Source organism: Oceanobacillus sojae (assembly GCF_007991515.1).
Classification (GTDB): Bacteria; Bacillota; Bacilli; order Bacillales; family Amphibacillaceae; genus Oceanobacillus; species Oceanobacillus sojae.
Genome location: NZ_BJYM01000014.1, coordinates 134,328 through 150,340, shown reverse-complemented (window position 1 = coordinate 150,340; position 16,013 = coordinate 134,328). Strand labels below are relative to the sequence as shown.

Annotated in this window: 15 protein-coding genes and 1 other annotated feature; all 15 genes read left to right on the top strand. The window is 39.0% G+C overall.

The window, feature by feature from the left end:
• Positions 1–320 precede the first annotated feature (320 nt).
• The 15 genes from OSO01_RS16595 (at position 321) to rpmG (ending at position 16,011) form a co-directional block, all read left to right on the top strand.
• Positions 321–1,007: an MgtC/SapB family protein gene (locus tag OSO01_RS16595; RefSeq protein WP_246145191.1), complete on the top strand. Its 687-nt coding sequence runs from the start codon at positions 321–323 to the stop codon at positions 1,005–1,007.
• A 182-nt stretch (positions 1,008–1,189) separates the two neighbouring features.
• The gene (locus tag OSO01_RS16590; protein ID WP_147211559.1) at positions 1,190–1,657 is read left to right on the top strand and encodes a CtsR family transcriptional regulator; all 468 of its coding nucleotides are present in this window, start codon (positions 1,190–1,192) and stop codon (positions 1,655–1,657) included.
• A 24-nt stretch (positions 1,658–1,681) separates the two neighbouring features.
• Positions 1,682–2,233 (top strand): protein-arginine kinase activator protein McsA, encoded by a 552-nt coding sequence (mcsA, locus tag OSO01_RS16585; RefSeq protein ID WP_147211558.1) that lies wholly within the window; start codon positions 1,682–1,684, stop codon positions 2,231–2,233.
• Positions 2,230–3,294 carry a protein-arginine kinase McsB gene (mcsB, locus tag OSO01_RS16580; RefSeq protein WP_147211557.1) on the top strand — a complete coding sequence of 355 codons (1,065 nt, stop codon included), beginning with the start codon at positions 2,230–2,232 and terminating at the stop codon, positions 3,292–3,294. The genes mcsA and mcsB overlap by 4 nt, the downstream gene beginning before the upstream one ends.
• Positions 3,295–3,307: 13 nt before the next feature.
• Positions 3,308–5,737: an ATP-dependent protease ATP-binding subunit ClpC gene (clpC, locus tag OSO01_RS16575; protein WP_147211556.1), complete on the top strand. Its 2,430-nt coding sequence runs from the start codon at positions 3,308–3,310 to the stop codon at positions 5,735–5,737.
• Between the two features lie 228 nt (positions 5,738–5,965).
• A complete protein-coding gene (radA, locus tag OSO01_RS16570; protein ID WP_147211555.1) occupies positions 5,966–7,339 on the top strand; it encodes a DNA repair protein RadA in 1,374 nt (457 codons plus the stop codon).
• Positions 7,340–7,500: 161 nt separating this feature from the next.
• Positions 7,501–8,598 carry a PIN/TRAM domain-containing protein gene (locus tag OSO01_RS16565; RefSeq protein WP_147211554.1) on the top strand — a complete coding sequence of 366 codons (1,098 nt, stop codon included), beginning with the start codon at positions 7,501–7,503 and terminating at the stop codon, positions 8,596–8,598.
• A gap of 204 nt (positions 8,599–8,802) precedes the next feature.
• Positions 8,803–10,272 (top strand): glutamate--tRNA ligase, encoded by a 1,470-nt coding sequence (gene gltX / locus OSO01_RS16560; protein ID WP_147211553.1) that lies wholly within the window; start codon positions 8,803–8,805, stop codon positions 10,270–10,272.
• 330 nt (positions 10,273–10,602) lie between these two features.
• Positions 10,603–10,820 (top strand) — a binding site (T-box leader).
• A gap of 126 nt (positions 10,821–10,946) precedes the next feature.
• Positions 10,947–11,603 carry a serine O-acetyltransferase gene (cysE, locus tag OSO01_RS16555; protein WP_147211567.1) on the top strand — a complete coding sequence of 219 codons (657 nt, stop codon included), beginning with the start codon at positions 10,947–10,949 and terminating at the stop codon, positions 11,601–11,603.
• Positions 11,584–12,990 (top strand): cysteine--tRNA ligase, encoded by a 1,407-nt coding sequence (cysS, locus tag OSO01_RS16550; RefSeq protein WP_147211552.1) that lies wholly within the window; start codon positions 11,584–11,586, stop codon positions 12,988–12,990. The genes cysE and cysS overlap by 20 nt, the downstream gene beginning before the upstream one ends.
• Positions 12,990–13,391: a Mini-ribonuclease 3 gene (locus tag OSO01_RS16545; RefSeq protein WP_147211551.1), complete on the top strand. Its 402-nt coding sequence runs from the start codon at positions 12,990–12,992 to the stop codon at positions 13,389–13,391. The genes cysS and OSO01_RS16545 overlap by 1 nt, the downstream gene beginning before the upstream one ends.
• A gap of 25 nt (positions 13,392–13,416) precedes the next feature.
• Complete coding sequence (gene rlmB / locus OSO01_RS16540) at positions 13,417–14,145, top strand: 23S rRNA (guanosine(2251)-2'-O)-methyltransferase RlmB (RefSeq protein ID WP_147211566.1); 729 nt, start codon at positions 13,417–13,419, stop codon at positions 14,143–14,145.
• Positions 14,146–14,652, top strand: a complete 507-nt coding sequence (locus tag OSO01_RS16535) for an NYN domain-containing protein (protein ID WP_147211550.1) — start codon at positions 14,146–14,148, stop codon at positions 14,650–14,652. It abuts the gene before it with no gap.
• A gap of 442 nt (positions 14,653–15,094) precedes the next feature.
• Entirely contained in the window at positions 15,095–15,748 is a 654-nt protein-coding gene (sigH, locus tag OSO01_RS16530; RefSeq protein WP_147211549.1) for an RNA polymerase sporulation sigma factor SigH, read from the top strand.
• 113 nt (positions 15,749–15,861) lie between these two features.
• The gene (rpmG, locus tag OSO01_RS16525) at positions 15,862–16,011 is read left to right on the top strand and encodes a 50S ribosomal protein L33 (protein ID WP_077605138.1); all 150 of its coding nucleotides are present in this window, start codon (positions 15,862–15,864) and stop codon (positions 16,009–16,011) included.
• Positions 16,012–16,013: the final 2 nt, after the last annotated feature.

Here is a 16,013-nt window from a genome sequence, read left to right as displayed (position 1 = left end):
ACATTAAAAAAAGAGTTAAGCTTATGCTTAACTCTTTTTTGTATTCTTAAACCTTCTATATTAAATTTGGAATCATAAAATAATTAAATAAGCTTATTAAAAATAGTAATCCAGAATAGATAATAAAATTTTCTTATTAGCAAATTAAAAGGATTAGAATATAATGGAAGTTAGACATGATAAAATTTAAAAATGATATTTTTGAGAGAGGAGATGGAGACAAGCTATTCTTTTCTATCTATTCGAATATGCATAAAAGATGAAACGATCACGTAAAGATATAATTGCATTTTAAATTCTATACAAAGGAGTAAGTAAAATTGGAACAATTCATTGGTGGTGATTTTCTTGTTATTGTATCACGTTTATTTATTGCTTTGATATTATCTGGTTTAATTGGTTTTGAACGAGAAATTAATAATCATTCAGCTGGGTTCCGTACGCATATACTAGTAGGAGTAGGATCCTGTTTAATGATGATTTTATCAATTTTTGGTTTTATCGCTTTCATGGAACAATATGATAATATTCGATTCGATCCTGCCCGTATCCCTTCTTATGTAATTAGCGGTATCGGCTTTCTGGGAGCAGGTACAATTATTGTTTACGGAGGAACTATCAAAGGGTTAACAACAGCTGCTTCTATATGGGCTGTAGCAGGTATTGGATTAGTTGTCGGAGCCGGTATGTACAGCGTTGCTATTGTAACAACGCTTATTATTCTTGTCAGTTTAATTTTTTTAAATCAAATAGAGCATTTCTTCCCCCGATTTAAATCAAGCAATTTTATTGAGATTATTGCATCAGAGGAATTTGAAATACATGAAGCAGTAAAGTCAATTGAAAAGAATCATTTTAATATTAAACAAATGGAGATAAAATTGTTGGAAGGTAATCAACGCAGAATTCATATGTGGACAAATATGAAGGGGAATAAAAATTTAATTTATTTATTTGATGATATATCCAAGCTTCCAGGAGTGGTAAATATAACAAAACGAAGTTAAAATTTAAATATTTTCATAGAGTTTCTATAATTATGTTTTGATTTCTTGTCTGTTTGTCAAAAATAGAAATACCATCCATTTGCAACTTAAAGAATTTATATTATAATAAAGTCATAGTCAAAGTTAGTCAAAGTCAAAGGAACTGATTTATCGAATAAATTATTTGATTTGAGGTGCGAAGGATGAGTAACATTTCAGATATCATTGAACAATATTTGAAAAAAGTATTACAGGCAGAGGAGCAGCAAGCTATCGAAATTAAAAGAAGTGAAATTGCAGATCAATTTCAATGTGTACCTTCTCAAATAAATTATGTGATTAATACACGATTTACTGTGGAGAAGGGGTATATTGTGGAAAGTAAGCGTGGGGGTGGCGGTTATATTCGGATTATGCGTATACGTCATCAGAATCAATCAGAGTTAATCGATGAAATTATATTTTTAATCGGTGATTCGATCCCCCAACGTGCTGCCTTAGATATTTTAGATCGGCTTTTAGAGGAGGAGCTGATTACAGCACGTGAAGCAAAGTTAATGTTAGCAAGTATTGATAGAACAACATTGGCTTTTCAATTACCATTACGTGATGAATTGCGTGCACGTATACTCAAATCTGCATTAACTGCTCTTAAGTATTTGAACGATTAATTACCTGAAGGGGAGGAGCGTCGTATGGAATGCCAGGAATGCCATGAAAGAAAGGCTACATTACATTTTAAACATATAATAAATGGCCAGGAGACAAAAATCAGTCTTTGTGAAGTATGTGCCAAGAAAAAAGGGTATTTAAGCTATCCAGAAGAAGGATATTCTTTAAATGACCTTTTATCAGGGCTGTTCCAAAAGGATGGATTAAATTTGAGCTCTGCAGGAACAACAAAATCCAATCAGTCCCAAGAACTGAAATGCCCCTCTTGCGGCAGAACGTTTAGTGAATTTAAAAAGGCCGGGAAATTTGGCTGTGCAAATTGTTATGCTTCCTTTGGATCCAAGGTAGAACCAATTTTACGGCGTGTACATGCTGGAAATACAAAGCATACTGGCAGGATACCAAAGCGTGCAGGAAAGTATATACAGCAAAAACAATTAATTTCTTCTCATAAAGAAGAGTTAAAACAGCTGATTGAAGAAGAAGAGTTTGAAAAGGCAGCTGTTCTTCGTGATAAAATCAGAGAACTGGAGAAAGAAAATCACCAAAATAAGGAAGCGGGTGATAACACGTGACATTAGAATCATTTATAAACGAAGCGATTAGCCCATGGATGCTGGAGGATGGTCCAGATAAAGATATAGTGATGAGCAGCCGCGTTCGTTTAGCCCGCAACTTTGCTGATCAATTGTACCCGACATCCGGTAATCAAGAAGCATTAGAAGAAGTACTGCAGTTTATTAAGAAAAATTATACTCAGCAGGAAGATACGGAGCAGAATTCCATTTCATTTATACCAATGAATAATTTAAATATGATTGAAAAACTTGTTTTGGTGGAAAAACACTTAATAAGTCCACATTTAATTAAGCATAGTGATCATGCGGCTGTGTTATTATCCGAAAATGAGCAGACTTCGATTATGGTAAATGAAGAGGACCATTTGCGTATCCAGGTGTATTATCCAGGTCTACAGCTGAAAAAAGCATTGGAGGAAGCATACTACTTAGATGATTGGCTGGAAGAAAAGGCCGACTATGCATTCGACGAGACAAAAGGTTACCTCACCAGTTGTCCTACAAATATTGGAACTGGGATGCGAGCTTCTATTATGATGCATTTACCTGCTCTCGTGCTGACAAAGCAAATTAATCGGCTGATTCCCGCAATCAACCAGCTAGGTCTTGTTGTCAGAGGGATATATGGTGAGGGCAGTGAGGCAAGAGGAAATATATTTCAAATATCAAATCAGATTACGCTGGGCAAATCGGAAGAGGACATTATAGAAGATTTGGAGAGCATTGTTAATCAGCTCGTGGAGCATGAGCGCATGGCTCGTGTATATATTTACGAACAATCAGAGATTAGCCTGGAGGATCGCGTCTTCCGTTCATATGGAACATTAAAAAATAGCAGGATAATTGATTCAAAGGAAGCTGCGATTTGTATTTCAAATTTGCGTTTAGGTATAGATTTAGGCATAATAGAAAACATTTCCGAGAATATACTGAATGAGCTGATGGTTTTAACACAACCTGGATTCCTGCAACATTATGCTAATAAAGCATTACGCTCTGATGAACGTGATATTCGAAGGGCTTCCATCATTCGTGAAAGATTAAATTTGAAAAAGTAGGAGGAAATAACATATGATGTTTGGTCGCTTTACAGAGAGAGCACAAAAGGTATTAGCATTATCTCAAGATGAGGCTGTACGATTAGGCCATAATAATATTGGAACAGAGCATATTCTTCTTGGTTTGGTACGTGAAGGGGAAGGCATAGCTGCGAAAGCATTGCAATCTCTCGGCTTGGAAGTATCTAAAATTCAAGAAGAAGTTGAAAAGCTGATTGGTGTTGGCAAGCAGCCTTCTCAATCCATTCATTATACTCCCAGAGCGAAGAAGGTCGTTGAATTATCTCAGGATGAAGCAAGGAAGCTGGGCCACTCTTATGTTGGAACAGAGCATATTCTCTTAGGTTTAATCCGTGAAGGAGAAGGAGTTGCTGCCCGTGTTTTAAATAACCTTGGTGTAAGCTTAAATAAAGCCCGGCAGCAGGTGCTTCAGCTCTTAGGGAGTAATGAGTCCCAGGCAGGGCGCCAAGGGCGCACAGGGCAGCAGACAAACGCAAGCACCCCTACTTTAGATTCTTTAGCCCGCGATTTGACAGTCAGCGCGAAAGAAGGAAAGATAGACCCTGTTATTGGACGCTCCAAGGAAATTGAACGTGTTATTCAAGTACTGAGCCGCCGAACTAAAAACAACCCTGTGCTTATTGGTGAGCCCGGTGTCGGCAAGACTGCTGTTGCAGAAGGACTAGCACAGCAAATTATTGATAATGAGGTTCCGGAAACACTGCGCGATAAACGTGTGATGACATTAGATATGGGTACTGTTGTTGCAGGAACAAAATATCGTGGTGAGTTTGAGGACCGCTTGAAAAAAGTAATGGAAGAGATTCGTCAATCAGGGAACGTTATTTTATTCATTGATGAGCTCCATACCCTTATTGGTGCCGGTGGAGCAGAGGGTGCAATTGATGCATCTAATATTCTTAAGCCATCACTTGCCCGCGGAGAATTACAATGTATTGGAGCAACGACATTAGATGAGTACCGGAAATACATTGAAAAGGATGCTGCATTAGAGCGCCGGTTCCAGCCAATTCAGGTGGATGAACCGACACTTGATGAAACAATTCAAATTTTAAAAGGCTTAAGAGACCGCTATGAAGCGCATCATCGTGTAACAATTACAGATGAGGCAATTGAAGCAGCAGCAACCTTATCTGATCGATATATTACGGACCGTTTCCTGCCGGATAAGGCAATTGATTTAATTGATGAAGCTGGTTCAAAAGTACGCTTGAACTCATATACTGTTCCGCCAAACTTAAAAGAGCTGGAACAGAAATTAGAAGAGGTAAGAAAAGAAAAAGATGCTGCAGTACAAAGTCAGGAATTTGAAAAGGCAGCATCACTAAGAGATTCTGAACAGCGTTATCGGGAAAACCTTGAGAAAACAAAGGATGAGTGGAAGGAAAAGCAGGGGCAGACCGATTCTGAAGTAACCATGGAGGATATTGCTGCAGTTGTATCAATTTGGACAGGAGTTCCTGTTTCTAAACTGACGAAGGATGAGAGTGAGCGTCTGCTGAACATGGAAGAAATTCTTCATGATCGTGTTATTGGTCAATCCGAAGCAGTAAATGCTGTAGCAAAAGCAATTCGCCGTGCCCGCGCCGGGTTAAAAGATCCAAAACGTCCAATTGGCTCTTTCATATTCCTTGGGCCAACTGGTATCGGTAAAACAGAGCTTGCCCGTGCGCTTGCAGAAGTAATGTTTGCCGATGAAGATGCTATGATCCGCATTGATATGTCTGAGTACATGGAAAGGCATGCGACTTCCCGTTTAGTTGGGTCTCCTCCAGGCTATGTAGGTTATGAAGAGGGAGGACAATTAACAGAAAGAGTCCGCCGTAAACCATATTCTGTTGTTCTGCTGGATGAAGTGGAAAAAGCACATCCAGAAGTCTTTAACATTCTCTTGCAGGTACTTGAGGATGGCAGGTTGACCGATTCAAAAGGAAGAGTTGTTGATTTCCGTAATACTGTTATCATCATGACTTCTAATGTTGGAGCAAGCGAATTGAAGCGTAATAAATACGTCGGTTTCACATTAGATAATGAAGAAAGACAGCATCAGGATATGAAATCAAAGGTTCTGGATGAATTGAAAAAGGCATTCCGCCCAGAATTCCTAAATCGTATTGATGAGACCATCGTGTTCCATTCCTTGGAGAAAAAACACATGAAGGATATTGCATCATTAATGCTGAAACAGCTACAAAAACGCTTAGAAGAGCAAGACTTAACACTTTCTCTTACAGATAAAGCGATTGAAAAAATTGCTAATGAAGGCTTTGATCCAGAGTATGGTGCCCGTCCACTGAGACGCTCTATTCAAAGTAATATTGAGAATTTATTGTCAGAAGAGCTTTTAAAAGGTAACATTCAAAAAGAGCAAAAGGTAAAAATAGGCTTAAACAGCAAAGGAGAATTTATTATCCTTTCTTAAAAAGAACTTCCTAATAAAGTATCAAAAGCTAGAAGAACATGGGTTCTTCTAGCTTTTCTCCATTATATTGAAAAAACTTGTGGCATAAATATGGAAGATAGTTTTTTAATTTGATGCTTTCCTGTAACCTATGAAAACCAGAAATAGTCTATAATAAGAAATATGGGTGGTTTCATGTATAGTGACTTGCATTAGACATGGAACATTGATTGAAGGAGGTTTCAAACGTTGGCAAAAAGGAAAACAAAATTTGTCTGTCAAGAATGTGGTTATGAATCGGCTAAGTGGATGGGAAAATGTCCAGCTTGCCATCAATGGAATACAATGGTAGAAGAAATTGAAGCTGCTGCTGTAAAAGGCAGAACAGGATATATGTCTGGTATAACCTCCTCACAAAAGCCTGAAAAAATCACCTCTATTGAATCGAAGAAGGAACCGCGTGTGACAACGAAAATGAGGGAATTTAATCGTGTGCTGGGCGGAGGCGTTGTTTTAGGATCACTGGTTTTAATTGGCGGAGATCCGGGTATTGGAAAATCAACCCTCTTATTACAAATATCTGCACAGCTGGCGGAGAAAGATTTACCGGTTCTTTATGTTTCAGGTGAAGAATCTACAAGACAAACAAAATTACGTGCAGATCGGTTAGATATAAAAACAGATAAACTGTATGTATTATCAGAAACAAATTTAATGGATATAAGCAGACAGATAGAAGAAATTAACCCCTCCTTTGTCGTTGTTGATTCTATTCAAACCGTTTTTAAAGAAGAGATAACAAGTGCGCCCGGCAGTGTTTCACAGGTTAGAGAATGTACAATGGAGCTTATGAAAATTGCGAAGACCAAAGGTATTCCTATTTTTATTGTCGGTCATGTAACCAAAGAAGGCTCCATTGCAGGTCCCCGTTTATTAGAACATATGGTGGATGCTGTATTGTACTTTGAAGGAGAACGGCATCACACTTATCGTATTTTAAGAGGTGTGAAGAACCGTTTTGGAAGTACAAATGAAATGGGGATTTTTGAGATGAAGGAGGAAGGATTACGTGAAGTAATGAACCCTTCTGAAATCTTCCTGGAAGAAAGATCTCAAGGTGCTGCCGGATCGACTGTTGTTGCTTCGATGGAAGGAACGCGGCCGGTTTTAGTAGAAATACAGGCATTGATTTCACCGACAAGCTTTGGTAATCCGCGCAGGACGGCCACAGGGGTAGATCATAATCGAGTACCGCTTTTGATGGCTGTATTGGAAAAACGCGTCGGGCTTATGCTGCAAAATCAAGACGCTTATATTAAAGTAGCAGGTGGTGTAAAGCTGGACGAGCCGGCTATTGATTTAGCACTTGCGGTCAGTATTGCATCAAGCTTCCGGGATCAGCCGACAAAGCCAAATGATATTTTTATAGGAGAGGTTGGCCTTACAGGGGAAATTCGTCGTGTATCCCGTATTGAACAACGGGTACAGGAGTCTGCAAAATTAGGGTTTAAGCGGGTAATTTGTCCGAAAAATAATTTAGACGGCTGGAATTATCCAGCAGGTATCGAAGTAATTGGTGTTTCCAATGTGCAGGAAGCTTTAGAAATTGGATTACATCAGTAGAGTTTTAAGAAAATGTTCAAAAAGTGCTGTGGCTGCTCATCCCATCGAAATTTGCGGGTCCGTTTTTTGAACATAAACTTTTCGAAGAATTCCAATCAGGTTAGCATATATTACGCATCATTTGGTAATACTACTAATACTAGTCAGGAGGTGTAAAGGAATTGATGAAAAAAGTAGTACACTTATTTTTTATTATATTGGGCGGTACCATGGGGTATCTCTATCTTCCGGCAATCGTTCAGTTATTAAACGTTTCTGAATCAAGCTGGTTAACTTCATCTATTTTGGGAATGATTGTTGGAGCTATTATATTTTTTATCTTGTCTTATTTACTAGTAAACTATATTGTGAATTTCTTTCGTTGGGTGGAAGATGCACTGGTCAAATTACCAGCCATGGATTTGTTTTTTGGCAGTATTGGATTAATTGTCGGTTTAGTTATAGCTTACTTTGTTAATATGCCTTTGCAAGATATGAGCATTCGTATTTTTTCGCAGGTTTTGCCTCTTTTCATTATGATTATACTTGGTTACTTAGGTTTCCAGGTTGGTTTTCGCCGGCGTGAGGAATTTATGAATATACTCAAACCTGCGAAAAAGGACAAGCGCCGCAGCAATGATGAAGAGGATGCGGATTCAAATGTGCAGTATCCAAGCCCTAAAATTTTAGATACAAGCGTGATTATCGATGGGCGGATTGCAGATATTTGTCAGACAAATTTTTTAGAGGGAACAATCGTTATTCCTCAGTTTGTACTCGGTGAATTACAGCATATCGCAGATTCATCCGATGCGTTGAAACGGAATCGGGGCAGACGCGGATTAGATATCTTGAACAGAATTCAGAAAGAGCTCGCTGTAAAAGTTGAAATCTATGAAGGCGATTTTGAAGATATTCCAGAAGTGGACAGCAAGCTGATTAAGCTGGCAAAAGTCATTGACGGGATTGTCGTGACAAATGATTTTAATTTAAATAAAGTATGTGACTTTCAGGGAGTGTCTGTTTTAAATATTAATGATCTTGCCAATGCAGTGAAGCCGGTTGTACTTCCGGGGGAAGAGCTGCATGTTCAAGTAATTAAAGACGGGAAAGAGCACAATCAGGGTGTTGCTTATTTAGATGATGGAACGATGATTGTTGTAGAAGAAGGCAGAGATTATATCGGCAAAAATATTGAGGTTGTTATTACGAGTGTTTTACAAACCTCTGCTGGCCGGATGATTTTTGCAAAACCAAAATTACTTGAAAAAGCTTTATAAAAAGGGTATAACTGATAAAGGATAAAAAAAGTGATAACATGGATATGTTATCACTTTTCGTATAGAACTTGTTAATAGGATAAAGATAGGGGAGCCCCTCTTCTGACAGGTGTTCAAAAAAGATTTCTATTAGATTTTTTGAACAGTTTCTCCTGAAAAACAGGCAGCGAAGCGATTTTATAAACAATGAAGGAGGCATTTTAAATGAGTAAGGAAGTTCGTGTACGTTATGCACCCAGTCCTACAGGGCATTTGCACATTGGTAATGCTCGTACGGCTTTATTTAATTATTTATATGCAAAACATTTTGATGGGAAATTTATTATTCGCACAGAAGATACAGATGATAAAAGAAATGTAGAAGGCGGCGAAGAGAGTCAGTTAAAATATTTAAAATGGCTCGGTCTGGAATGGGATGAAGGAGCAGATATCGGCGGGGATTACGGTCCTTACCGTCAAACAGAACGCTTAGATATTTATCAAAAGTACGTAGATGAACTGCTTGAGCGAGATTTAGCCTATAAATGCTACATGACAGAAGAAGAGCTGGAAGCAGAACGAGAAGAGCAGCGTACTAATGGACAAGTCCCTAAATACGCTGGAAAACATAGTAACTTAACAGAGGAAGAAATTCGGAGCTTTGAAGAGGAAGGCAGGAAACCGAGTATCCGTATTCGTGTTCCTAAAAATAAAACATATACCTTCCAGGATATCGTTCGTGGAGAAATCACATTTGAATCGAGTGATTTTGGCGACTGGGTCATTGTAAAGAAAAATGGTATTCCAACTTATAATTTTGCCGTAGCTATTGATGATCATTTTATGGAAATTACCGATGTATTGCGTGGAGAAGAGCATATCTCTAATACACCCAAGCAAATGATGGTCTATGATGCATTTGGATGGACAGCACCGCGTTACGGGCATATGACATTAATTCTTAATGAAGAACGTAAAAAGCTGAGTAAACGTGATGAGCATATCCTGCAGTTTATTGAGCAATACCGTAATCTGGGCTACCTTCCAGAAGCGATGTTTAACTTCATCAGCTTACTTGGATGGTCTCCGGTTGGCGAAGAAGAGATGTTTAGCCAGGATGAACTGATTGAAATATTCGATCCGCAACGGTTATCTACTTCTGCTGCTATTTTTGACCAGCATAAATTGAAATGGATGAACAATGAATATATTAAGAAATCAGATTTAAGCCGTGTAATTGACTTAGCATTGCCGCATTTAATTGAAGCAGGTAAGCTTCCTGAAGATATGGACGGGAAGACACGCGAATGGGCAGAAAATGTAATTAGCTTATATCGTGAACAATTACGCTATGGAGCAGAAATTGTAGAGTTGACAGAGCTGTTTTTCCAAGAGGATATTTCATATGGTGAAGCAGAGCGGGAAATCCTGAGTGAAGAACAGGTTCCAGAAGTATTACAGGTATTCACAGATAAATTAATCCATTTAGAGTCGTTTGATAAAGATTCAATTAAAGCGCAATTTAAAGCAACCCAAAAAGAAACAGGACATCGCGGTAAGAAACTTTTCATGCCTATCCGTGTGGCTACAACGGGACAAATGCACGGTCCGGAGCTGCCTTTTGCTATTGAATTATTAGGAAGAGATATTATCGTGAAGCGTTTGGATAAATTATTAAAGGAAATGGGAGCTTAAGAGTTCACATTTGTCCGATTATATAATATATTATCCTTATAAAGGATGTTCAAAAAGTCTCCAAATGATAAGCGGCGAATCTCTGCGTTGCCGTGACTTTTCCGATGGGACTGGGACTGCGATTACTCGCCCCACCAAGAGCGTTACTCACGTATTTGAAAGCATAGAGGAACTTCTGTTAAGATCGTCCACGTCCTGTGGACAACACAGAAGTCACCACATCCTGTGGAAGTCCGTTCGGAAAAGCCATAGCGCCTTGATCTTCTTGCTTCTAATTTGGCTACTTTTTGAACTTGTACTTATAAGAAATGCCTATAAAAACGAAATATCCATAAAGCGTGGATGGGGTAAAGTAAAAATGAATTTCTTACTCAGAGAGAATCACATTTGCTGCGAGTGATTTTAAGATTTCTTTTTGAAGTGCGCCTCAGAGTCTATCGTAGAAAATAAAGTACACGATAGCGGTTCTCTGCCGTTAACAAGAGCAAAGTGGAGAGAGGTTTTTCTTTCTCTGAACAGAGTGGGACCGCGCAAAAAGCGTCTCTGTGTTTTTTAGAACACAGAGACGCTTTTCTTATAGATATAGAAGAGAAAAACCAAGGGCACTTATGCTGTGCGAAATCTTTCCAACTTATTTTAAATAAAAGGGGCTGTATATTGTGGTCTTTCGAAGAATGAAGGAGGATATGGAGGTTGTATTTGAACAAGATCCGGCCGCTCGAACATATTTTGAAGTTATGTTAACTTATTCTGGCGTACATGCAATATGGGCTCATCGCATAGCTCATTGGCTGTATAATAAGAACTTGAAATTTCTGGCTCGTTTTATTTCGCAATTCTCCCGTTTTATAACCGGTATTGAAATACATCCAGGGGCAAGAATAGGAAGACGATTGTTTATTGATCATGGAATGGGCGTTGTCATTGGAGAGACGTGTGAAATAGGGGATAATGTCACAATCTTTCAGGGAGTAACGCTTGGCGGAACAGGTAAAGAACAAGGTAAACGGCACCCCACGATTGAAGACAATGCGATGATATCGACAGGTGCCAAAGTACTTGGGGCAATTACTATTGGAGAGAACTCAAAAGTAGGAGGAGGCTCCGTCGTATTAAAAGATGTTCCTGCTAATTCTACAGTTGTCGGTGTTCCCGGCCAAGTGGTAGTCCAAGATGGAATAAGACTGAACAGGGATCTGGATCATCAGAACATTCCAGATCCGGTTTCGGAAAAATGCAGTGATTTACAAGACCAGATTACAGAACTAAAAGCGGAAATCGAGCTTTTAAAGAAAGGAAGAATAAACAATCATGACGATCCAAATATATAACACGTTAACAAGGCAGAAAGAGGATTTCAAACCAATTGAACCAGGAAAAGTGTCTATGTACGTTTGCGGGCCCACCGTATACAACTATATCCATATTGGAAATGCACGTCCTGCCATTGTATTTGATACAGTACGGAGATATTTTGAATATAGGGGCTTTGATGTTCGTTATGTTCTTAATTTCACAGATGTAGACGATAAAATTATTAAAGCAGCCAAGGAAGCGGGGGAAGAGGTAGGTACGCTTGCTGATCGGTTTATTGATGCTTATTTAGAAGATGTGAAATCACTGGGTGTGAAAAAGGCAACCCAAAATCCGCGTGTTATGGATTCGATGGAAGAAATTATAGTCTTTATCAAAGAATTAGTTGACAAAGGCTATGCTTATGAAGCGGGCGGAGATGTGTATTTCAAGCCGCGCTCCTTTGAAGGATATGGAAAGCTTTCTCATCAATCTATTGATGAATTGCGTTCTGGCGCCCGCATTCAAGTCGGCGAGAAAAAAGAAGATCCTTTAGACTTTGCTTTATGGAAAAAAGCAAAAGAAGGAGAAATTGCATGGGATTCTCCTTGGGGAGAAGGGCGCCCGGGCTGGCATATTGAATGCTCAGCGATGGCGAAGAAATATTTAGGTGAAACAATTGATATTCATGCAGGAGGGCAGGACTTAACCTTCCCGCATCATGAGAATGAAATTGCACAATCCGAAGCACATAATGATAAAACCTTTGCAAACTACTGGATGCATAACGGCTATATTAATATTGACAATGAAAAAATGTCGAAATCACTCGGTAATTTTGTGCTTGCACGTGATTTAATTGAAAAGCACGATCCGAAAGTATTACGTTTCTTTATGCTTTCCGTACATTATCGCAACCCGATTAATTTCACAGAAGAATTATTAGAAAGTGCTAAAACAAGCTTGGAAAGAATTGAAACAGCTTATCACAATTTAGGACATCGCCGTAAAGCAAGCATGGATCTAAGAGAGGATAATAAAGAATGGCTGGCCCGTATTGAGGACCGTAAAAAACGGTTTGAAGCAGAGATGGATGATGACTTTAATACAGCGAATGCAATTTCCATTCTATTTGATTTATCTAAAGAGGCGAATGTTTATGTACAGGAGGAGCAAACAGCAACAGAGGTGATTGATGCCTTCCGTGAAACGATTGACTCCATGCTCCAGGTATTAGGAATTGACATCAAAAATGAACAGGAAGAGCTTTTGGATGAAATTATCGAAGCGTTGATTGCGGAACGGAACGAGGCGCGTAAAAATCGTAATTTTGCCCGTGCAGATGAAATACGTGATCAATTGAAGAACGAAAAAATCATCTTAGAGGATACGCCGCAGGGTGTAAGATGGAAAAGAGGTAAATAATGAAAGACAGTGATGTCAGACAGATGAAAAGCCTCGCTCTGGCGTATATTGGTGATGCAATTTATGAAGTATATGTACGTGAGCTATTATTAGAGCGGGGAACCATTAAACCGAATCAATTACATCAGGAAGCTATTCAATATGTATCTGGCAAGTCACAGGCAAAGGTTATTCTCCATTGGCTGGAGGATAACCTTTTAACAGAAGAAGAAAGCAAAGTAGTAATCCGGGGAAGAAATGCCAAATCGGGCAGTACGCCTAAAAATATCAGTGTACAGACTTATCGGTACAGTACAGCGTTTGAAGCGTTGATTGGCTATCACTATTTATTAAAAAATGAGCAAAGGCTGCAGGAATTAATGACAAAAGCAGTGGATTTTTTAGAAGAAGGGAGTGCTTGAAGTGACACAGGAAAAGGAGTGGATTATGGGTAAAAATCCCGTAATCGAAGCATTAAAATCTGGCCGTTCTGTAAATAAAGTTTGGATATCTGAACAATTGCAGGGGACGGCTGCACACAAAATACAACAGCTTGCCCGTGAAGCTGGAGCGGTTGTTCAGAAGGTGCCAAGATCGAAGCTGGATAAGCTGCAGGAAGGAAATCATCAGGGGGTAGTAGCCTCGGTAGCCTCTTATCCTTATGCATCCATTGAAGATCTCTTCGGCAGGGCAGAGGAAAGAGGAGAGGCGCCTTTCTTTATTTTGCTGGATGAATTAGAGGATCCGCATAACTTAGGATCTATTTTACGTACTGCTGATGCAACTGGAGCGCATGGAGTTATTATACCTAAGCATCGTTCAGTCGGTCTGACAGCTACAGTGGCGAAAACAGCAGCTGGAGCGTTGGAATATATTCCTGTTGCCAGAGTGACGAATATTGCTAACACTATTGATGAACTTAAAGAAAGAAATATATGGATTGTCGGGACAGAAGCAGATGCTGATGAAGATTATCGGCAGCTTGACGGAACCCTGCCAATTGGACTTGTTATCGGAAACGAAGGAAAAGGAATGAGCCGGCTTGTCCGGAAAAAATGTGACTGGACGGTCAGCTTGCCGATGGTCGGACAAGTTTCCTCGTTAAACGCATCAGTTGCATGCAGTTTACTTCTTTATGAAGTATTACGAAAGCGAAAGCCCCTAGGGAGTTCCTAAATGGTTGTATTAATTGTAGATGGCTATAATATCATCGGAGCATGGCCAGAGCTTGAGTATCTGAAAGAAAAAGATATTGGTCAGGCAAGAGATCGACTTATTGAGCTTCTGGCAGAGTACCAGGCGTTTACCGGCGACCGTGTGATTATAGTCTTTGATGCATACTATGTACGGGGATTGGAATCGAAGCAAGAACAATTTAAAGTTGAAGTTATTTATACCAAAGAAAAAGAAACAGCAGATGAATGTATTGAGAAGCTTGTCAGGAAAGTAAAAAATGTTGAGACTCAAGTGTATGTTGCAACATCAGATTATGCCGAGCAACGGACAATTTTTGGACAAGGGGCTCTGCGCAAATCAGCCAGAGAGCTCCAGATTGAGATGGACGATATGAATCAGGAGATCCGTATTAACCTTGAGGTACATCAGAAGGAAAAGCCAGCTGCTAAAATCCCGATAGACCATGATTTGCTAAAAAGGTTTGAAGAGATGCGGCGGGGGAAATAGAAGGATATGGAATGAACAGAAAGCAGGGAGTGCTTCTCAGAATGCTTAAGAGAAGTCATTCCTGCAAAAAAAGGTGTTACAGATAGAATGAATGCCCGGCACAGAACGCTCAAAATGAGAAGCTTTTTTCCACCTGGTATTTTTTAATAAGCTCGACAGCTATTTGATGGTTTTCAATTAAAGTCAAATAGAAGAACCTGATATCGTTATGACGAAAAATATTTTTTAAAATAAATAATTATAGCTCCAGATGGCTTTAGACAAAGCGATAAGCACGTTTTGCTTCATTTTATATTTAGGTAAAAAGGCTTGTTTCTTTTCACGGAAACGACAAATTACGACTACTTCTGTCATAAAAGGGTCGTTGACGATATTTCTGATCGTCTAGTATAATAGTGCCTATCGTGGATATATTTGGAGATATCGATTTAGGAGGGGATTATTGGTGAACGGTGGGCAAATCAATACACGCAGCAAGAAGTTGGACAAGCTAGAAGATATTCATTTGCTGGAATTAATCCATCAAGGTGACAGCTATGCATTGGACCTCCTGATACATCGGTATTTAAATTTTGTAAGATTAAAAGCAAGAACCTATTTTTTGGTCGGTGCTGATAAAGAAGATATTATTCAAGAAGGAATGATTGGGCTATATAAAGCTATTCGTGATTTTAATATGGATCAGCCGACTCCTTTTAAAGCGTTCGCAGAATTGTGTGTAACAAGGCAAATTATCACAGCGATTAAAACAGCGACCAGACAAAAACATGTCCCTTTAAATTCTTATGTTTCTCTTGATAAGCCCATTTATGAAGAGGAATCTGACCGGACACTGCTAGATATAATCAGCAGCACGGAGGATAGTGATCCAGAGGAAATGCTTATTAACCGGGAAGAGTACGGTGCAATGGAATTCAAATTATCAGAATTGTTGAGCGGTTTGGAGAGACAAGTACTTCAGCTGTATTTAGATGGTTGTACCTATCAGGAGATTGCAGAGCAATTAAACCGTCATGTGAAATCGATTGATAACGCTTTAGTACGGGTGAAGCGGAAGCTGGAGATACTGCTGGAGGAAAATGGAGTTACTATTTAAAAGAGAGTGTTCAAAAAGAACAAAGTGTGAAAAAACCAGAGATAACATTGACATAACGATAGTGAAGTGCTATGTTAATATAGTCTATATCCCTATGTATTGGGGTGGAATATATGAATAAAAAGATAGTCTTATCATGTGCAGTATGTTCTAGCAGGAACTATTCAACGAACAAAAACGCAGCCAATCAATCGCAAAGATTAGAAGTGAAAAAGTTCTGTAAACATTGCAAAACACATACCCTGCACCGTGAGACAAAATAGAT

What these genes read in the sequence shown, in the direction of transcription:
- OSO01_RS16590 (WP_147211559.1), top strand. Translation starts at nt 1,190, where the DNA reads ATGAGTAACATTTCAGATATCATTGAACAATATTTGAAAAAAGTATTA.
- mcsA (WP_147211558.1), top strand. Translation starts at nt 1,682, where the DNA reads ATGGAATGCCAGGAATGCCATGAAAGAAAGGCTACATTACATTTTAAA.
- clpC (WP_147211556.1), top strand. Translation starts at nt 3,308, where the DNA reads ATGATGTTTGGTCGCTTTACAGAGAGAGCACAAAAGGTATTAGCATTA.
- gltX (WP_147211553.1), top strand. Translation starts at nt 8,803, where the DNA reads ATGAGTAAGGAAGTTCGTGTACGTTATGCACCCAGTCCTACAGGGCAT.
- cysE (WP_147211567.1), top strand. Translation starts at nt 10,947, where the DNA reads ATGAAGGAGGATATGGAGGTTGTATTTGAACAAGATCCGGCCGCTCGA.
- cysS (WP_147211552.1), top strand. Translation starts at nt 11,584, where the DNA reads ATGACGATCCAAATATATAACACGTTAACAAGGCAGAAAGAGGATTTC.
- OSO01_RS16545 (WP_147211551.1), top strand. Translation starts at nt 12,990, where the DNA reads ATGAAAGACAGTGATGTCAGACAGATGAAAAGCCTCGCTCTGGCGTAT.
- rlmB (WP_147211566.1), top strand. Translation starts at nt 13,417, where the DNA reads ATGGGTAAAAATCCCGTAATCGAAGCATTAAAATCTGGCCGTTCTGTA.
- OSO01_RS16535 (WP_147211550.1), top strand. Translation starts at nt 14,146, where the DNA reads ATGGTTGTATTAATTGTAGATGGCTATAATATCATCGGAGCATGGCCA.
- rpmG (WP_077605138.1), top strand. Translation starts at nt 15,862, where the DNA reads ATGAATAAAAAGATAGTCTTATCATGTGCAGTATGTTCTAGCAGGAAC.